Origin of the sequence: Stakelama portus (assembly GCF_003171655.1) — a bacterium.
Classification (GTDB): Bacteria; Pseudomonadota; Alphaproteobacteria; order Sphingomonadales; family Sphingomonadaceae; genus Sphingomonas; species Sphingomonas portus.
Genome location: NZ_QFZL01000004.1, coordinates 503,293 through 521,924 on the forward strand (window position 1 = coordinate 503,293; position 18,632 = coordinate 521,924).

Below are 18,632 nucleotides of genomic sequence, written 5' to 3' on the forward strand. Positions count from 1 at the left end.
GCGTAGGCAGGGATTTACGCGCGAAAAACTTCAGCGGATCGCGCGCATCATCAGACGCTCGACCGGGGCCTTGTCGGCGCCCATCGATGCCAGAATGTCGAGCGCGCCCTTGCCGTCATTGCGCGCGAGCAGCACGACGAATTCATCGCCCCCCTCGGTCGCGATCGGCACATGCGCCAGCACCGGACGCTTGCGCAGTTCTTCGGCGGCCCGGGCAAAGCCACCGGGCTTTTTTGCCGGGCGGCGCAGCGCGCGTTCGGCCTTCACGATTCCCTTGATGCCGCCATCGGCCGAATCGAGAAATGCGTCGAGGCCGCCTTCGGGCACATCGTTGCGGCGCGCATGCGCAAGCACCGCGGCGAATTCGGTAACGCGCGTCTTGTCGTAATCCACGCCGAAGACCAGCTTCACCGCCGGCGTCATCGGCGCACGCTCCTGCATCTTGAGCCCGGCCTTTTTCAGCATCGCGGCATATCCCGCCGCATCCGCATCGATCGCGCAGACGAAATCATGGGCCCGGCCGAGTGCGCGATAGAGCGCCGATCGGCTGCGCGTATCCGACGCGCGCGCCGCCGCCGCCGATTCGCGCGCGAGCATCAGGCGATCGGAAAGGCTGGCGGGCAGCGATGCCGGCGCCGGCATTTCGATCGCGTCGTCATTGGCAATGCCGGCGCTGGGGCCGTCGGCCCAGACCGGCGCGGCGGGCATCGGGCGCGGCGCCGTGCGGCGCGATTGCGCAACCTCTGCATTAAGTTTGGCCTGCGTTTCCGCGTCGACCATCTCTTTCCAGTTGATCACGCCATAGATGAAGTCGATCGTGTCTTCATCGGACGAAAAGGGCATCAGGATGCCGCGATACAGCGTGTTGTGCCCGCGCTGGCTTACGAACTCGGCTTCGAATCCGATCGGCGCGCGATTCGCGATGATCTGAAGATAATGATCGGTCAGTCGCGACAGCAGCGACCGGCTGGGCACTTCGGCGATTCGCCGGATCGAACCGTCGACGCCGCATTCGTCGCGCAACGCGGCGCCGAGATAGCGAATCGCTGGATTTTCGACACCGTCGCTGAAATCGAGAAGCACGCTGTGCGGACCGAAATCGGCGATATTACCCGGATCGAGATCTTCGATCGAGGGATAGGCACGACTGCGCAGCAACGACACCCAATGGTTATAGGCGCGCACGTGCATCCGACGCTCGTCGGTGCCGATATCGAGCGGTCGATCGGTCATCGCGGCGTCGTCTTCATCCTCGCGCCGGCGGTCGTTGCGATCGCTGAGTCCGCGGGGGGCCATATCCATGCGCATGCTCCACTCGGGCAATATGCCCATAATCCGGTATCGGCCTTGTGCACCCTGTGTGGTAAACGACGCGTAAAGTTGCGGATACGCAGTCGAACATCGTCGTGGCGCTTGTCAGGCCGCCACACTGCTGGTAAGCGCCGCCGCCTCACCCGGCGAATCCGCCGGAGAGCCCCGGGCCGCTTTAGCTCAGCTGGTAGAGCATCGCATTCGTAATGCGGGGGTCACAGGTTCGAGTCCTGTAAGCGGCACCATCTCCCCTTCCTGAAACGTCCAAAAAACCTCGTAAACCCGCAGAAATGCTGGTAAAATTGGCCAACGGCCTTCCGCTCGCGTGCGCCCCAATCCGTCCCTTTCCGGTCGATTTGGGGGCCTCGGTGGGGGCGCCGAGCAAATGGTCAGAGTCGAGGCCCCCAAATGGCAATAAAAGCATTGGAGATCAGTAGGCTACAGCCGAAAGATTCATCGTATAAAGTGGCTGATGAGCACGGTTTGTACCTTCAAATCCAACCCTCGGGTGCAAAATTGTGGCGATTGAAGTTTCGATTTCGAGGTGTCGAGAAGAAGCTCGCGCTCGGGAAATACCCGGATGTGTCGCTGAAGGATGCTCGCGCGAAGCGCGACGAAGCACGGCGTCTGCTGGCAAGCGGTGTCGATCCAGCTGCGGCGAAGCGTCAGGCGATCATTGAGGCGACGATAGGTGCGGCGACAACCTTCAAACTCGTAGCGGACGAATTCATCGAGAAGATGGAACGCGAAGGGAAGAAGGCGGTCACCATAAAGAAGTCTCGCTGGTTCCGGGATTTGCTCGACCACGACATCGGACATCGGCCCGTTTCGGAGATCACACCCCACGAGCTTCTGAACGCGCTTCGCAAGGTGGAGCGGAAGGGACATCACGAAACAGCGCAGCGGCTTCGTGCCTTTGCCGGCCGCGTATTTCGCTATGCGATCGTAACGATGAGAGCGAAGGACAACCCCGCCGACCTGCTCCGCGGTGCGCTCACGGCGCCACAGGTTACGCACCATGCCGCCATTCTAGAGCCCGAGCTCGTCGGCGAGCTGCTGCGCGCCATCGAGGGCTATACCGGGAAACCGGAAACGTTGATCGCGCTTAAGATGGCCCCACATGTGTTCGTGCGGCCAGGCGAGTTGCGTCAGGCCGAATGGCATGAGTTCGATCTGGACGGGGCGGTGTGGCGTATTCCGGCGCAGAAGATGAAGATGGCTCAGCCGCACGCGGTGCCGCTTTCGACCCAGGTTGTCGAGCTGTTGCGTCAGCTTCGCGGCCTTTCCAACGCTGGCTCGTACCTATTCCCGGCCTTTCATACGTCGCGGCGCTGCATGTCCGAGAACACGCTCAATTCTGCATTGCGCCGGCTCGGGTATGGAGGCGACGAGATGACGTCCCACGGCTTTCGCGCTGTAGCCAGCACCCTGCTAAATGAATCTGGCTTGTGGCATCCAGATGCGATCGAGCGCTCACTCGCGCACAAGGACCCCGACCAGGTACGAGCCGCCTATCATCGCGGCGCGCATTGGGCAGAGAGGGTGCGGATGATGCAGTGGTGGTCCGACCACCTGGAGCAACTTCGCGATGGGGCGAAGGTTCTTACACCGGTTTTTCGTCGTGCTTGACTGATGCAAGGAGCGCTATGGCAAAAACTGGGCCGTCTGCCGACTGTCAGGTTCTGGGCAGCGAATCGCAGATAGCTGCCCTTCGTCGCGGCGGCGTTGCTAACACGGCTGACGACCAAGTACCGACACTCGCTAACGCAGTTCTAACGGCGGCTCTCGCTAAAAACTGAGCGGAGCGGCGGCCACCTCAGCATGGTTGTTTACCACTCTGTAAATGAGCGCATGTCATACCGATCCGATGGACCTCTCCAACATGCCCTCCTTTACGTCCATCGAAGTCGACCGCCTGTCTGCTCTCCTTGACCTGGATATTCTCGACACGCCTACCGAGCGCGATTTCGACGATATCACCCGGCTAGCCGCGACTGCGCTGGGTGTCGCGAGCGCCGCAGTCAGCCTAATCGATGAGAAACGACAATGGTTCAAATCGCGGCACGGAATTCCCTTTCCGGAAACACCGCGCGATATCTCTTTCTGCACGCATGCGGTCGCCTCGCGGGATATCCTTGTCGTTCCCGACGCCACACGAGACGATCGGTTTAGCGAGAACCCACTCGTCACGCAGGAAGGCGGGATACGCTTCTATGCTGGCATACCGCTCATCATCAGCTCAGGATATTGTCTCGGCACATTATGCGTATTCGACCCGATCGTTCGGGACGGCCTTACCGAGGCCCAGGAGGCCGTGCTTCAAGATCTTGCGAGGCTCACCACAGACCTGATCGAGACGCGGCGATTTCGCAAGATGGGAGAGATCGCCGCGCGCGTGGCCGACACCACCTCGGACGCAGTGCTGGCGACCGACCGAGATGGCACGATTGTCTATTGGAATCCCGCAGCCGAACGGATGTTCGGCTATGCGCGGAACGAAGCCATCGGCCAAAATGTCGAGATCGTCATCCCACCGCGTCTCGCCAAAGGCCATCGCGAGATTTTCGCGCGCGCGGCCGCCGGCGGCGCCACCCGACTCGTCGGAACTACCGTTGAACTCGTCGGCGGGCGAGCAGATGGCAGCGAATTCCCGATCGAGCTTTCGCTTGCCCGATGGGGTGCGGGGCCGCCCGATGGCGGTTTCGCAGCTATCATCCGCGACATCACTGCGCGCAAGGCGTTGGAGCGCGAACGCGAGCAGGCCCAGGCCTTCCTGGACACGGTCGTCACCAATTTGCCCGCCATGCTGTTCGTCAAGGACGCGCAGACGCGGGAATATGTGCTGGTCAATCGCGCCGGCGAGGACGCAATCGGTCGCCCGGCGAGCGAGATTGTCGGTCAGACCGATCGCGATCTTTTTCCCGATTACGGCGACGGTTACGAGGAGCGCGACAGCGAGGCAATTGCGTCACCGTCAGCCACGATGTTCGAGAGTGAGTTCGTGCGCGATGATGGTCAGTCTGTCCATCTGCGTACTACACGTACGCTGATCGATGGTCCGGATCGACCGGGACAGTATGTTCTGGGCATCTCGGAAAACGTGACCGAGACCCGGCTGGCCGAGGCCGAAGTGCTTCGTCTGGCGCATTTCGATGCATTGACCGGCCTGCTCAACCGCGCCAGCTTCACCGATCGGCTGCATGGCCTTGTTCGCAACGCCGAGCCGTTCGCAATGCTGAGCATCGATCTTGATCGGTTTAAGGCAGTAAACGACCAATTTGGCCATTCTGCTGGTGACGCGGTCCTGGCGCAAGTCGGCGACCGGCTGCGCGCTGCTGTTCAATCGCGGGATTGGGTGGCACGCATCGGTGGCGATGAGTTCGTAGCGGTGCTTACCGGCGGGCGGCTGCGCGAGCGTGCCGATGAAGTCGCCACCGCCATCCTGACCAGTATCTCCGAACCATTCACGACGGGCCGCGTGTTAGCCCATCTCGGCGCGTCCATCGGCATCGTGCTCCTGCCAGAGGATGGCCGCACAACTGGTCAGCTTCGTGAAAACGCAGACTTGGCGCTGTATCGGGCCAAGCAGATGGGGAAGGGCAAGGCCTGTTTCTTCGACGCCGAGATGGACGCAGCAGCGCAAGACCGGCGCACGCTCGAAACGGAACTTCGCGAGGTCATCGAGAACGACGGGATCGACCTGGCCTACCAGCCTGTGCTCTCCGCCAAGACGGGTCAGATAACCAGTGCCGAGGCGCTGGCCCGCTGGACCCATCCGGACCGAGGGCCGATCCGGCCGGACATCTTTATTTCCCTCGCCGAAGAATGCGGTCTGATTGACCGACTGGGCGAGCAGCTGCTGCGCCGTGCGTGCCGTGACGCACAGGGGTGGCCCGATCATGTGCGTGTTGCGGTCAACCTCTCTCCTCTGCAATTCCTGTCGGGAAAGCTCATCGAGACAGTTCAGCAGGCGCTTGACGATTCCGGCATTCGGGCCGACCGCGTCCAGCTCGAAGTCACCGAGGGGCTCGTCATACGCGACGTCGAAGGCACCTTCCAGCAGCTGGAGCAACTGCGCGCACTCGGCATCCAAGTGCTAATCGATGATTTTGGCGTGGGATATTCCTCGCTGAGCTACTTCCAGCGCTTCCCATTCGACAAGGTCAAGATTGACAAGTCATTCGTCGATGAGATCGGCACTTCGCGTGCGGCAAAGGCGATTGTCGAGGCCGTGGTTGGTTTGGGCGCTGCGCTCGACATGGGCGTCGTCGCGGAAGGTATCGAGACGGAGGAGCAGAGACATCTTCTGGTCGCCAGCGGCTGTACCCATCTGCAAGGCTATCTGTTCAGTCGGCCGGTCACGGCGAACACGCTTGGCAAGATGCTTACGACGCCGGACAATCTTGAAGCTATGGCGTCCAGGGCTGCCTGACCCGGCGGACTAGAAAGACGTGGTGGTGGAATTCGACGGAGGCGGGTTACCTGCTGGCACCAATCTCATAACCGTGCAGCGCCTGCAGTTAAGTCCCAGAGGCGGCCACTCCGTCCATTCGACGGCAACGTCTGCTTTTGAGCGTGGCCCGGGCAAGGGCGGATGACGGATATGGGGCGCAAAGCGGTCAGTTTGGCAGTGGCGTTTCGAGCCTTTAGCGCGACCGTGCTCTATTCCGCTTCGCTCCACCGAGCCCCTTGCGGGTCTCGGCCGCTGACGCGGCGACGATCACATAACGCGAGTGCCGGCTGATCGCCGGCCAGCGGAACACGGATTTCAGGTGAGCGCGCACTGGCGGCTTCTTCGAACCGCCAGAGGTCGCCGCTCTTTGGTTGGTCCGTGTGGCACACTCGATCCGGCCGGAGGGCACGGCGGCGGCTGGCGCACGGAAGGCGCGCGCACGCCACCGCGCCGGCCGTCCGGATTCGAGAGTACTTCTTTGCTGGGCTCCTGGCGGAGCCGGAGCAGCGTCGCTGCCGGGGGATCTGCGGACAGCGCTAGCGCGCTGGCGTGGTCTGCCGGCCGCGGCCAAGGGGGGTGAGCGTCGCTCTCCTCTAGTCCCGCCGCGGCGAGCTGCAACCCGCTACGCGGGTCCTTCATTGCATTACGGCCCAACGAGCCCACCCCATTGCGCAAGCGCAACGGGGACCCCGGGGGGTGCAGCCCGCCTTCGATCGGCGGGACTGCCGGTCCGCTCCTTGCCGCTCACCCCCCTTTTCCGGGGCCGGTGCGGTGTTCGAAGAAGGAGTGGAACCATGGAACTCAAGCATATCGACATCGCCAATCTCAGCGTCTCGCCCGTCAACATGCGCGGCGTGAAGAAGACGCCCGACCTGACCAACATCCTGCCGTCCGTCCGGGCGCGGGGCGTGCTGGTACCGCTGATCGTGCGGGCCAACGGCAGCCCCGACACCTACGAGATCGTGGCGGGCAAGCGACGCTACCATGCGGCGCTGGCAGTCGCCGAGGAAGGCGGCGGAATCGAGGAACTGCCGTGCGCGATCATGGAAGCGGGTGACGACGCGGCGGCGCTGGAGGCGTCGCTGATCGAGAACATCGCCCGGCTCGATCCCGACGAGGTGACCCGCTGGGAAACCTTCACCCGGCTGGTCCGCGAAGGTCGCAGCCCCGAGACGATTGCAATCACCTTTGGGCTGACCGAGGTTCAGGTAAAGCGCACGCTGGCGCTCGGCAACCTGCTCCCGCGCATCCGCAACCTCTATCGCGACGAAAAGATCGACGCTGTGACGGTGCGACACCTGACCCTCGCATCGAAAGCGCAGCAGCGCGAGTGGTTGGCGCTGGCGGATGATCCGGAAGCCCGCGCGCCGGTCGGGCATCAGCTTAAATCGTGGCTGTTCGGCGGGGCGTCGATCTGCACGAAGGTAGCGCTGTTCGACCTGTCGGCGTTTGGCGGCGAGGTGGTCGCGGACCTCTTCGGCGAGGACAGCTATTTCGCGAGCGTCGAGGCATTCTGGACTGCGCAGAATGCCGCCATCGAGGAGCGCGCGGAGGCCTACCGCGAGGCCGGGTGGAGCGAGGTCGTCATCCTCGATTCCGCCCAGCCGTTCCAGACATGGGAGCATGAGCGTCGCGCCAAGAAGAAGGGCGGCAAGGTCTTTATCGCCACCGGCTATCGCGGCGAGGTCACCTTCCACGAGGGCTATATCAGCCTGAAAGAAGCGCGGAAGCTGGCGAAAGGCGAGGCGGTGGAAAAGCCCGTCCGTCCCGAAATCACCGCCACCGCCAACGACTATGTCGATCTGCATCGCCATGCCGCAGTGCGTGCGAGGCTGGCGACCGAGCCGGGCGTGGCGCTGCGCGTCGCGGTCGCGCACATGATCGCGGGCTCGCCGCTCTGGTCGGTGAAGGTCGAGCAGCAGCGCAGCGGCAGCGATGCTGTAACCGAGAGCGTCGAGACCTGCGCCTCGGAAACCGCGTTCGACAAGACCCGCCGCGAGACGATGGCGCTCCTCGGGTTCGATGCCGACACGCCCACCATCAGCGGTGGCGAAGGCGAGGGGCTGGCGGCGCTGTTCGCCAAGCTTGTGCGGCTGGACGACGCACAGGTGCTCGGCATCCTTGCAATCGTCATGGCCGAAACACTCCATGCCCGCAGCGACATTGTCGATGCGCTGGGCATCCATCTCGCCGTGGACATGGCCCCGGTCTGGCAGGCGGACGATGCGCTGTTCGACCTTATCCGCGACCGCGAAGTGCTGCTCGCGATTGCTGAGGAAGTCGCTGGCAAGCCGGTCGCCGAGGCCAACGCCAAGGAAACTGGCAAGACGCTCAAGGGCATCGTTCGCGACTGTATCGAAGGCCGCAACGGGCGGGCCAAGGTCGAAGGCTGGGTGCCGCGTTGGATGCGCTTTCCGGCGAGCAGCTACACGCCGCGTGGCGGTGTTGGGGCCGCCGATCGCTCCGCCTCGGTCGCGAGCCTGATTGCCCGCGAGCCTCACATCGAACCGGTCCGCGAGGCCGCGTGACCCACCCGCTCAGCACCGGCGGCGGCGCTGATCGCCGCCGGTCCTTCCAGAAAAGGAGCCATGTTATGGCCGAAGACCTTCCGGTTCACGAGGTTCTGCGCCTGCTCGAACATGCGTTGGAGACGATGGACGAACTGCCGCTCGCCGTGTTCGAACGGGCCCGCTACCGGGACCTCAACTACCACCAGATCGCCGAGGAACTTGGGCTCACCACAAGCCAAGTCGAACGACATTTCGCAGCCGCGATGCTGCACATCATGAAGTGCACCAAGGGGTTCGACGGGCTTTAGGCGCGTCGCTTTTTTCACTTATCCGCTTGGCATTTGGCGAGCGAAGCGCGAGTTTGGACCGATGAAGACGAGCCTCGACCATCTGCCGGAAGGCAAGCGCCGCGAACTGGCGCATGTGGTCGAGGTGCTGCGCGACCGCTTTGCGTTCGCGACCGCGCGGCGCACCCAGGTGCGCACGCGCGGCGGTCAGATTCTCAAGATCATCCTGTTCGGCAGCTACGCGCGAGGCGACTGGGTCGAGGATCCCGTAGGGCGCTATTTCTCGGACTATGATCTGCTCGTCGTGGTGAACCGCGAGGAATTTACGGACATCGCGGAATATTGGGAAAAGGCCGAGGCCCAGCTGCTCGAGGAGCTGTCAGCCGGGCAGGTTCTGCGCACGCCGGTCAGCCTGATCTACCACGACCTCGACGACGTGAACGAAAAGCTGCGGCTCGGCCGCTACTTCTTCATGGACATATTGCGCGAGGGCATCGTGCTGTTCGAGGAGCCAGGGTTCGCGTTCGTCGAGTCGCAGCCGCTATCGCCCGAACAAGCGTTGCAGGAGACGCGCGACTATTACGAAGAGTGGTTCGAGAGCGCGGAGCGCTTCTTCATCAACGCGCGCGACAATGCAGCGCGCGGGTGGAATAAGGAAGCCGCATTCCTGCTGCATCAGGCCACGGAACGCTTCTATCACTGCCTCTTTTTGGTGCGCACGCTCTACAGCCCCAAGACCCACAATCTGAACCGGTTGCGCGACATGGCTGAGCAGCTGGAGCCGTCGCTCAAGCAGGTCTGGCCGCGCGATACGCGCGCGCAGAAGCGATGCTATTCGCTGCTCCGCGACGCCTATGTGAAGGCGCGATATTCGCGATCCTATCGCATCACCGCCGAAGAACTGGATTGGATTTCCGAGCGTGTGACGGTCCTTCAGACCCTCGTCCGCGAGGCATGCGAGCGCCGCATCGAGACGCTCGCGACCGCCGCCTAGGCGGCTTTCGCAGCACCTTTCCCGATCACTTTCCGCGCCTTTCCGCACAGTGCGCAGGCATCGATCCTGACCTCGAATCCTTGGCAACCGGCGAGCTCGTACAGATATGGCTCGGCGCTTTCATCGTCGCTCAGATCGAGCCGTTCGGCGAGGCATTCCGCGCACGCCGGCTCCGGCGAAAGCCGTTCGACGAGGCGTCGAACGCGGTCCAAAACATTCATCTTTGCCCCCAAAGAGGACCAGCGATAGCTGGTCAATTCCTACTCGAAAACACGATTGCGACCAACTGCGGCGGTGGATTGCGCGCGTCTTTCGCACGTCCGTAGCGCAGGTGGACGACAAAGAACATAGCACGAACATTGGGCCGGGGTGAGCGCCGGGAAGGGGGTAGGGGAGGATGGCAAGTTAAAAGCGGTGCCTCCAAGAGGCCCCGGAAGTGGCGTCTGCACGTCGTTTTCTATGGAGGCAGGTTCGGGGCCATGCCTCCGGTCGAGAGACGGATTGCTCGCGATGCCAGCGTTTCTGCGGGTTACGAGGGAGCATATAGGGAGGCCCTTGAAGGGCTTGCCCGGCGCTCCCTCATCTGACGCATTCGACAGGAGAATGCGTCATGGCCGAGGATGATTTCGAGCTCTGGCTGGGCCGGGTCGGCAGCGACCGGCCGTTCGCGCATCAGCTGCGCAAGGCCGCCAATCTGGCGGGCGGGGCGCGGCGATCGTCAGGCGCCCGCGCGCGGCGCTTCGACGGCAGCCGGATTGGTCGCGGTTCCGGGGTCGGGCGGGTGCTTGCATCGTCCGATCGGTTCGCAGGATTTCGCGCACGCCGCGTGATCGTGAAGGCGCGCTTCGTGAAGCTTGCCGGAACGGGCGCGAAGGCAGCGGTCGCGCACCTGCGTTACCTGCAACGCGACGGCACGACGCGCGAGGGCGAGCGCGGCACGTTGTACGGGCCCGACCGCGACGTCGCCGATGGCCGCGAATTCCTCGAACGCGGGCAGGGCGACCGCCACCAGTTCCGCTTCATCGTCGCGCCCGAGGATGGCGCGCAATATGACGACCTGAAGCCGCTGGTGCGGCGCTGGATGAACCAGGTCGAGCAGGACCTCGGAACCAGGCTCGACTGGGTGGCGGTAGACCACTTCAACACCGGCCATCCACATGCCCATGTTCTGGTGCGCGGGAAAGACGATCGCGGCAAGGATCTGATCATCGCCCGGGAATATATCAGCCGCGGTCTCGCCGAGCGCGTCGCCGAGCTGGTCAACCTCGACCTCGGGCCGCGCACCGACCGTGAGATCTTCGAAAGCCGCCAGCGCGAGGTTAGCCAGGAGCGGTTCACGGGCATCGACCGCAAGCTGCTCCTCGCGCGCGAGGACGATGGGCTGGTCTCGTCCTGGCACCGCGACGGCATTGAGCAGAGCCTGCGCGCCGCGCGCCTCGGCACGCTTTCGCGCATGGGACTCGCGACCGAAGAGGAGAAGGGGCGCTATCGCCTAGTCGACGACCTGGAGGAGTCGCTGCGAGCCATCGGCCGGCGCGGAGACATCATCGCAATGATGCACGCGCAGATGAAGGAGCGCGCACCCCAGGTGCCGCCGCAAGACTATGCGATCTATAATCCGGCCGAAGGCGAGCCGCTGGTTGGTCGCGTGATTGCGCGCGGGCTCGCCGATGAACACACCGATCGCCATTACATGATCGTCGCGGCGACGGATGGGCGCAGCCATTATGTCGACATCGGCAGCCAGTCATTTGGCGAGTTCCTCGACTCCCCGGAAATCGTGCGGGTGAACCCGCTCGTCCCGAGCGTCCGCGATGTCGATCGCACCGTCGCCGACATCGCCTCTTCCAATGACGGCGCCTACAGCATCGACCGGCATCTTCGCCATGATCCAACCTCTACCCAGCGCTTCGCCGAAGCGCATGTCCGCAGGCTCGAAGCGATCCGCCGCGGCGGGGGCGGCGTGGAGCGCATGCCCGATGGCAGCTGGAGAATCGCGCCCGACCATCTCGACCGCGTGTTCGACTATGAGCGCCGCGCAGCTGAGCGGCGGCCGGTCGCGCTCGAGGCGCTGTCCGACAAGCCGCTCGACGAGATGACCCGCCACGACGGTGTCACCTGGCTCGACGAGCAGCGGGTTGCGAAGGAGCCCGAGAAGCTCGAGCGTGGGTTCGGGGCGGAGGTGCGCCGCGCACTGGCACTTCGCCGGCAATGGCTGATCGAGCAGGGACTCGCCTGGCGGGAGGGCGAGAACATCCACTTCCGCGGCGACATGATCGCGCAGCTTCGCCAGCGCGAGCTTCGGCAGGTGGCCGGGCAACTCTCGAAGGAGATGCGCCTCGACTATGCCGAGCACGCCGGCGGCAGTGTCGAGGGTACCTATCGCAAGGCGGTGCAAGTCGGCGCTACCAAATATGCCGTCATCGAGAAGTCGAAGGAGTTCACGCTGGTGCCGTGGCGCCCGGTGTTGGAGAAGCAGATCGGGCGCTATGTCTCCGGCATCGATCGGGGCGGATCGATCAGCTGGACATTCGGACGCCAGCGCTCGGGTCCGGAGATCGGCGGGTTCTGAGATTCCGCGATAGCGTACCTCGGTGCACCAGCGCGTAGCTGTTCGTTGCAATGGGATTGTCAGAGTCTGCACCCATGCAGACCCGCAAGACCCGCCACCAATTCTATTTGCCTGACGAGCTGTCAGCGAAGCTCGAAGCGATGGCCGCGCAGCCTGGCTCATCCAAGACCGCGATCCTCACCGATGCGCTGACGGCCTGGTTCGAACGTCGCGCCGGGCATGAGCTGGACCAGCGGTTTGGCACGCGGCTCGACCGCCAGAACCGCATCGCCGACCGGACCGAGCAGAAGCTCGACTATCTGACCGAGGCGCTCGGCCTGTTCATCCGCCACCAGCTTACCCTCACCGCGCATCAGCCCGCGTTCGATACCGAGACCAACCGGCTCGGTCGCCTCCGATACGAGGAGTTCATGAAGGTCGTCGGCCGCATGCTCGCGCGCGGCGACCCGAACGCCCGGCTCACCCACGTCAATACCAAGGAATGAGGGTAGACAAATGAAGGAGTCCATCATGAGTCACACGCCGAGCCGCCAGACAGCCAGCCTGTCGCCCATCACGTTGAGGATTGCGGACGCGTGCCGCATCACCGGCATCGGCCGGTCGAAGTTCTACGAGCTGATCAAGGCCGGTGAGATCGACGTGATCAAGGTTGGCGCCATCACGCTCGTGCCGATGACGAGCATCCAGGCGCTGCTGGAGCGTGGCCGGTCAGCAATGGGCGAGGGGGCATTCAGTGACCGCCTTCGCGCTGTGATGCACCCGTTTGTGGCGAATGCCATCCTCACCGCGGCGCTGGCGAAGGTGCCGGACGAGGGCAAGCGGGATCTCGCGTCGTCCAATGCGGACCGGCGTGCAAAAGCCGAGGATGCTCTGGTCGAATGTCTAGTCGCCGCGGTCTATGAGGCAGGTATCGAGATAACGGGACGAGTGGATTAGCAATTATCGGCTTGCAGGCATCAATTTTACAATTACCCATACTCAGATCCAAGGAGGTTTAGCGGGATTTTGAGTACGTCCGACGACACCGCACTCGAAAGGTTCCAGAACTTACTGCGTGGAGCCATCAACGACCAGCAGCGTCGCAGCAAGGACGACAAATGGCGTGTTATTCAGTCACGCGCGCGCGTCCGCGTCGCACTTCTCAAAGCGCGGGAGCGCATGCCTCGGCACCACCGCGAGGACTACTTCGCTTGGCTTGAAAAGCTGGCGAACGGGCTTGGCACCGAGTTTCGCGACTCACTCGGGCTAGGGGTGACAGCTGGTTCCGCCAAGACTCAAACGCTGAGTGTGGAAAGCGAACTCGAGTGGGTTGGATATCGCCTGCGGCCATATGTCGACGACATTCGCTCGTTTCGTGAAAAGGTTACATCGCTCGATATCGCCTTTTGGGAGGAGCGGCACGAGGAGCTTCGGACAATTGTTGCCGAGATTCGCAATCGCTGGGGAGATTCGATGTGGCTACTCGCGGCCGAACTAGCAATCGAGCAAGATTCCCATGGCCTTGAAGCTCAAAAGAAGATCCTTCGTCGTATCCGCGCGCAATATCCCGGCGGACTTCCGGTCTTTCTCGCGTTCTACATCAGCCGCCGAAACGAAGAGCGATCAACCTACCGCTCCTTCTTGGATGATTTTACTGAGCGCATGGCGTCATACGACCGCGACCAGGCCCTCAAGACATACCTTAATTACAAGATTCTCGGAACGTCGTCCAATTCGGACGAGGCAATTTCCGCAATAGTCGGTTTTGAACAGCAGAATTCAGTATTTGATGTCTACGAGACGGTTATCGATCTCCTGCAGCGGTCAGCCGGACAATCGTCATTACCCCATTGGCGAGCGGCCGCAGTTTCACTCCTCGAATCAATGCTGCCATGCGAGGACTGGCGCGTCGACAAGTTGCTGGCTGTCTACGGCAACACCATCCCAGTTCTCCGTACCGAAGAAGATATGCCGACTGCTTCCTTCGATGCGGTTGGGCGAGCGCCGGCATCGGCATTCTGGAGATTGGTCGACGGTAAGATAACGTTTGACGAGGTCCGCGCGGCATCACGCTCTCGAAAGGAAACTCTAGTCACCGATGTGTTTCGAACGGTGGTCGAGCGCTCGGCCGATTTCGAGGAAGCGTGGTGGCGCCTTGCAAAATTCGCACTCAATTTCGGATTTCTGGCAGGCGTCAGATCGCTCGGGACCATCACATCCTTCATCACCTCGGGTGTGAGCACGTCGAAGGGTTCGGCTCTGGTCGCCTCGCTGAACGATCACAACATCTCAGTAGCCGACATATTTGCGCTTCGCCGCGACGCTTCGGACGATCAGATGACCTACTGGCGCAATCGCGTGGGTCCGACAGAGCTCGAAAAGTGGCGCGGCGATGTCCGACCATCGCTCGTACCTAGCCTAGCGCCGCTCCCATGGCTGCTGCACATTCTTGATCTGCGCACGACCAACGAAATGGCTTCGGCAGATCTTATCGAAAGTGTGCCTGTTGCATCACTTAACGGCCCGCAAAGGACCATTCGGGCGAACTTGGAATTAGAACTCTTGCTGCAGACCGGGGAGTGGAAAGGCGCGGTTCGCGCAATTGCATATCAAGTGGCCTCCAACTCAAACTCAATCCCGGTCTTGCCGGTTCGTCAGGTATTTGCAGATCGGTCGTGGGAGAGCCTTGCTACCGTCGATGATAAGTTAGATCTCGCGCTATCGCTGTATACATACTGGAAACAGACCGATGAAAGCATCCATGCTACGTACGTACGCTTCGCATTTGAGGAGGTCCTATTTGCACAATGCCTCAGTATACCGTCTGATATTATAGTAGATGACATCCGCGCGGACAACAGGGTGGCCTTTTTTCTAAAATTTGTATGCGTTCCGCTTCTTATGGATACATCAGGATTCTTTGCTTCAACAACAGAATTACTAGACGAGCGTGTCAGTATTTTAGAGAAGCTGAAGGCCGCGTTGCCCGATCAAGTGGAAACATTCCAAGAGGAAATAGACGGCATCCAAGCTGCTAAGCTCATAAAGAGTGGTTTGGAATTTGTTGACAGTAATCGCGTCACTGTCGATGCTAATGCAATCGGCCGATGGGCCGAACGCAAATACCGCGGCAGCTACGCGCGCTATCAAGCTTTGAGCGCGGCCGGTATCGGTTCCGATGCTAAATTCGAAGACATTGTCGATCAACTCCGGGCTGCTACCGATATGAGTAGCGACCTGTTCTCGGTGCCGACGAATGAAGCTGACACCTTGCTTCTGGAAATAATCTTGGGAATTAAGGATCAGTTTCTTTCAGATCCGCAGTACGGACTTGAATATTTTCTCGGCAAGCGAATAAGGCACGGTACGATCGCGGGTCACATGCGGGGCCCCGTCGAAGCTGCGCACCTGATAACCGAACGGCGTACGCTTACATCACCCTACGGAGAAAACGTATTCTGGATCCAGCGTATTACGACCGCGGATGTGGCGCAGCGTCAGCGTGTTATAGATACCTTTTCGACCTTCTCAGAAGAATATGATAAACTAATCAGCGACGTCCGCGATAAATATTTACACGTCCATAGCACTTCGCATGCGGATGGATTATTTAATGTAGTTGTTACAGCGCCGCAATTTCATATTATGAAAGCAGTGGCGACACCAAAGGTAGATTTTGATCACTTTCTGAGCGTATGTCTTCAAACGTTTTGGGTGCTTTTGACGCCGTCGCTTGCAAACGCGCGCGAGTTCCTGACATCGACCGTGCGCGAGGAAGTCGTCAGGTTGTTCGGCCAACTGCAACAAAAGTTGGACGAGGCAACAAACAATTCCGATCAAATCCGACTGGCATCAATGGCAATCCAGCAAGCAAGTACTGAGGTCCAGAGAGAGCTTGACACGGTAGGAAGTTGGTTCGAACGCGTCGAGGGTGGCCAGTCCTACCGTTTTAGCTTGCGGCATGCCATCGAGATTGCAATCCAATCTACGCTCAAGTCACTTACGCCGTTTCGCCCGGAAATAGAGTTTGAAATACCGGAAGAAATGGATACGACGCAATCGTTGCTGCTCCTCCTTTGGGAATTTGTCTTTGTTGTATTTGACAATGTTCATCGTAGAGCACGCGTCGGTCTGACGCCAAGGCTGAAGTTGTCCTGTCATCTAGACCCGGTGGCTAGGCGACTGCGAATTGTAATCAAAAATCCGGTCGGGCGCGACGTCGACGCCATACTAATCAACGCGAAGCTCGCGTCGAAACGCGAGCAAATCGCGGCGGGCGACATCATCAAAGGTGCCTCTGCTGACCGGGGGTCCGGCTTGCTGAAAGTGGCCTCGCTTGTCCGCGAGATCGCAGGAACGCTTGAATTCGCGCTGGATGAAAGCGCACCTTGCTTCACCACTGCGATCGAGATTCCGGTCTATATCGTCCACGGCGCGATGACGCTCCCAGTCAATGAGCCCGCCCAATGAATATCTTACTCATCGAGGACGAAGCGCCGAAGCGTGACAATATCAGATCACTCCTCGAGCAGATGGGATTAATCGCGTTGGTCTCAGAAGCGCGGTCGGTCGGTAGTGCGATTAGAGCCTTGCGCACGTCTAGCTTCGATCTGGTGATACTCGATATGTCGCTGCCTACGTTCGACATTGCGGTCGGCGAAAGCGGGGGGCGACCGCAGGGCTTTGGCGGGGTCGAGGTTTTGCGCTACATGGACCGCTTCAAGCTTCGCTCAGCGGTGATTGTGGTGACCGCATACCCCGCCTTTTCCGAAGGCAATCTCGAAATCGATCTGAAGTCTCTCACGGACCAGTTGCGCGACCAGCATCCGACGATCTTCAAGGGCATCGTCTTTTACAACTCTATGTTTAGCGAATGGCGCGAAGAATTGCGCGTCGGCATCGAAGGGCTGCTCCGCGATGAAAATTCTGATCGTTGATGACAATAACGCAAAGGTCGAGAAAATCTTGGCAGCCCTCGTAGGCATCGATGGCGTTGACCGAGACGACTTTGATATCGCATTTACGGTATTCGACGCTAGGCGGATGCTGCGCGATACAGTTTACGACATGATGATACTCGACTTCGTCATGCCGTTCAGAGCCGGCGACCGGCCCAGGCCGGACAGCGCGGTCGCGCTGCTCACGGAATTGAGAGATCGCGACTCCTTGCACAAGCCAAAGCACATCGTCGGGCTTACCGCTTTCGAGGCAGGGGTCGAGGCTCTGCAGCCAATTTTCTCACAGCAGACATGGACAATCGCGCGCTACGCCGAAGATGCGGGCGATTGGGCGGGGCAATTGCGGGCCGCGATCAGCTGGATACGCGAAGCTACTCGCGTCAATGCTCCTCGAGGCTATGAAACCGACGTATGCATCGTGACCGCACTGCAGGCACCGGAATATGAGGCGGTTCTGCGCAACGGCTGGGACTGGTGCTCCGCGGAGCCGGTCGACGACACAACCTTTGTCCGCCGGGGAAGTTTCACGTCCCGCGATCAAACTTTTCAAGCCGTGTCGGCGCATTCGCCGAAGATGGGGATGGTGCCGGCGGCACTCATTGCTTCGAAGCTGATCCAGTTAACCGCGCCGCGTCTTATCGTGATGGCGGGAATATGCGCAGGCATCAGGAACCGCGCCAATTTTGGCGATCCAATTATCGCGGATCCTTGCTGGAATTGGCAAAGCGGCAAGCATGTCGTGAAGGATGGCGAGCAAGACTTCGAGATGCGTCCAGAGCAAGTGCCGCTTGCACAACAGTTGCGCGCTCGTTGGGAGCAACTCCGTGGCGATCGTGAGTGGTGGAGTAAACTACGAGCTGAATGGCCGAGCCCGCCGGATACCGAGCTTAAGGTCCGCCTTGGACCCTCGGTCAGCGGCGCCGCGGTTCTCGCCGACGCGAGCGTGGTCGAGCAAATCAAGAAGCAGCACGGATCGCTCGTCGGGCTGGAGATGGAATCCTATGGGCTACTCCTCGCAGCGCTCACGGCCTCTTCACCACGACCGCTTGCTTTTAGCTGCAAGGCCGTGTGCGATTTGGCAGACGATAAGAAGGATGACCGCTGGCAGGCATATGCCGCTTACACGAGTGCCCGCGCTGTCACGGAATTCTGTGAGCGATTCATGTGCGACTTGAGCTGATGCCGCGCGCACCAGACACGCGCCGAGATGCTTCACCTCGTCAACGACAGCTTTCAAAGCGCCGTCCCCAAAGCCTAAGGTCCGCCTTGGCCCCTCCGCCAGCGACGCCGCTGTTCTTGCCGATGCGGGCGCGATCGAGCAGATCAACAAGCAGCATGGATCAGGTAGCAAACACTTCGGATCGGATCTTCCGCTCGCGGCCACGAATCGCGAAGCCAAGGCCGTGAGTAAGCCAGAAGAAAACTCACGAGATGTCCGCGTGAGCGTGCAGACATCCATATAAAGATATTTGATGAATATTTGACACGCGGGCCGCCCTATCAGCTAACCCATTGAAATTATTGGTGACCCCTACGGGAACAGGTGAAAGGCACTAAGCAACTGAAAA

At 61.0% G+C, this 18,632-nt stretch carries 13 protein-coding genes and 1 tRNA gene; 12 read left to right on the forward strand and 2 right to left on the reverse strand.

From position 1 onward, the window contains the following. Window positions 1–30: 30 nt before the first annotated feature. On the reverse strand, window positions 31–1,302 hold the full coding sequence (locus DKB74_RS13985) for a PAS domain-containing protein (RefSeq protein WP_109808837.1): 1,272 nt from the start codon (window positions 1,300–1,302) through the stop codon (window positions 31–33). 178 nt (window positions 1,303–1,480) lie between these two features. On the opposite strand from DKB74_RS13985, the gene DKB74_RS13990 reads away from it, so the two are divergent. The 6 genes from DKB74_RS13990 (at window position 1,481) to DKB74_RS14015 (ending at window position 9,555) form a co-directional block, all read left to right on the forward strand. Beyond that, window positions 1,481–1,556, forward strand: a tRNA-Thr gene (locus DKB74_RS13990). Window positions 1,557–1,719: 163 nt separating this feature from the next. Then, entirely contained in the window at window positions 1,720–2,940 is a 1,221-nt protein-coding gene (locus tag DKB74_RS13995) for a tyrosine-type recombinase/integrase (protein WP_109808757.1), read from the forward strand. 238 nt (window positions 2,941–3,178) lie between these two features. Further along, on the forward strand, window positions 3,179–5,743 hold the full coding sequence (locus DKB74_RS14000) for a sensor domain-containing phosphodiesterase (protein WP_109808758.1): 2,565 nt from the start codon (window positions 3,179–3,181) through the stop codon (window positions 5,741–5,743). A gap of 815 nt (window positions 5,744–6,558) precedes the next feature. Continuing rightward, complete coding sequence (locus DKB74_RS14005; protein WP_109808759.1) at window positions 6,559–8,292, forward strand: ParB/RepB/Spo0J family partition protein; 1,734 nt, start codon at window positions 6,559–6,561, stop codon at window positions 8,290–8,292. A 65-nt stretch (window positions 8,293–8,357) separates the two neighbouring features. Beyond that, window positions 8,358–8,582, forward strand: coding sequence for an RNA polymerase sigma factor (locus DKB74_RS14010; RefSeq protein ID WP_109808760.1), 225 nt, complete (start codon window positions 8,358–8,360; stop codon window positions 8,580–8,582). 61 nt (window positions 8,583–8,643) lie between these two features. Further along, the gene (locus tag DKB74_RS14015; RefSeq protein WP_109808761.1) at window positions 8,644–9,555 is read left to right on the forward strand and encodes a HEPN domain-containing protein; all 912 of its coding nucleotides are present in this window, start codon (window positions 8,644–8,646) and stop codon (window positions 9,553–9,555) included. Here the strand turns inward: DKB74_RS14015 and DKB74_RS14020 are convergent. Continuing rightward, window positions 9,552–9,812, reverse strand: a complete 261-nt coding sequence (locus tag DKB74_RS14020) for a hypothetical protein (protein ID WP_239987523.1) — start codon at window positions 9,810–9,812, stop codon at window positions 9,552–9,554. The two genes, DKB74_RS14015 and DKB74_RS14020, sit on opposite strands and share 4 nt — an antisense overlap. A 353-nt stretch (window positions 9,813–10,165) precedes the next feature. Here DKB74_RS14020 and rlxS point away from each other — a divergent pair, with 353 nt between their 5' ends. The 6 genes from rlxS (at window position 10,166) to DKB74_RS14050 (ending at window position 18,244) form a co-directional block, all read left to right on the forward strand. Next, window positions 10,166–12,127, forward strand: coding sequence for a relaxase/mobilization nuclease RlxS (gene rlxS / locus DKB74_RS14025; protein ID WP_109808763.1), 1,962 nt, complete (start codon window positions 10,166–10,168; stop codon window positions 12,125–12,127). Between the two features lie 74 nt (window positions 12,128–12,201). Next, on the forward strand, window positions 12,202–12,612 hold the full coding sequence (locus DKB74_RS14030; RefSeq protein ID WP_109808764.1) for a CopG family transcriptional regulator: 411 nt from the start codon (window positions 12,202–12,204) through the stop codon (window positions 12,610–12,612). Window positions 12,613–12,637: 25 nt separating this feature from the next. After that, window positions 12,638–13,063: a helix-turn-helix domain-containing protein gene (locus DKB74_RS19095; protein WP_193504463.1), complete on the forward strand. Its 426-nt coding sequence runs from the start codon at window positions 12,638–12,640 to the stop codon at window positions 13,061–13,063. 69 nt (window positions 13,064–13,132) lie between these two features. Further along, window positions 13,133–16,576 carry a hypothetical protein gene (locus DKB74_RS14040; RefSeq protein WP_109808766.1) on the forward strand — a complete coding sequence of 1,148 codons (3,444 nt, stop codon included), beginning with the start codon at window positions 13,133–13,135 and terminating at the stop codon, window positions 16,574–16,576. Further along, window positions 16,573–17,043, forward strand: a complete 471-nt coding sequence (locus tag DKB74_RS14045) for a LytR/AlgR family response regulator transcription factor (RefSeq protein WP_109808767.1) — start codon at window positions 16,573–16,575, stop codon at window positions 17,041–17,043. Before DKB74_RS14040 ends, DKB74_RS14045 begins: the two co-directional genes overlap by 4 nt. After that, window positions 17,024–18,244 carry a phosphorylase family protein gene (locus DKB74_RS14050; protein ID WP_109808768.1) on the forward strand — a complete coding sequence of 407 codons (1,221 nt, stop codon included), beginning with the start codon at window positions 17,024–17,026 and terminating at the stop codon, window positions 18,242–18,244. The genes DKB74_RS14045 and DKB74_RS14050 overlap by 20 nt, the downstream gene beginning before the upstream one ends. The last annotated feature ends 388 nt before the right edge of the window (window positions 18,245–18,632 follow it).

Excerpts from the sequence above, each read along its gene's own strand:
- DKB74_RS13985 (WP_109808837.1), bottom strand. The coding sequence starts at position 1,302 with ATGGATATGGCCCCCCGCGGACTCAGCGATCGCAACGACCGCCGGCGC.
- DKB74_RS13995 (WP_109808757.1), top strand. The coding sequence starts at position 1,720 with ATGGCAATAAAAGCATTGGAGATCAGTAGGCTACAGCCGAAAGATTCA.
- DKB74_RS14000 (WP_109808758.1), top strand. The coding sequence starts at position 3,179 with ATGGACCTCTCCAACATGCCCTCCTTTACGTCCATCGAAGTCGACCGC.
- DKB74_RS14005 (WP_109808759.1), top strand. The coding sequence starts at position 6,559 with ATGGAACTCAAGCATATCGACATCGCCAATCTCAGCGTCTCGCCCGTC.
- DKB74_RS14010 (WP_109808760.1), top strand. The coding sequence starts at position 8,358 with ATGGCCGAAGACCTTCCGGTTCACGAGGTTCTGCGCCTGCTCGAACAT.
- DKB74_RS14015 (WP_109808761.1), top strand. The coding sequence starts at position 8,644 with ATGAAGACGAGCCTCGACCATCTGCCGGAAGGCAAGCGCCGCGAACTG.
- rlxS (WP_109808763.1), top strand. The coding sequence starts at position 10,166 with ATGGCCGAGGATGATTTCGAGCTCTGGCTGGGCCGGGTCGGCAGCGAC.
- DKB74_RS14030 (WP_109808764.1), top strand. The coding sequence starts at position 12,202 with ATGCAGACCCGCAAGACCCGCCACCAATTCTATTTGCCTGACGAGCTG.
- DKB74_RS19095 (WP_193504463.1), top strand. The coding sequence starts at position 12,638 with ATGAGTCACACGCCGAGCCGCCAGACAGCCAGCCTGTCGCCCATCACG.
- DKB74_RS14045 (WP_109808767.1), top strand. The coding sequence starts at position 16,573 with ATGAATATCTTACTCATCGAGGACGAAGCGCCGAAGCGTGACAATATC.
- DKB74_RS14050 (WP_109808768.1), top strand. The coding sequence starts at position 17,024 with ATGAAAATTCTGATCGTTGATGACAATAACGCAAAGGTCGAGAAAATC.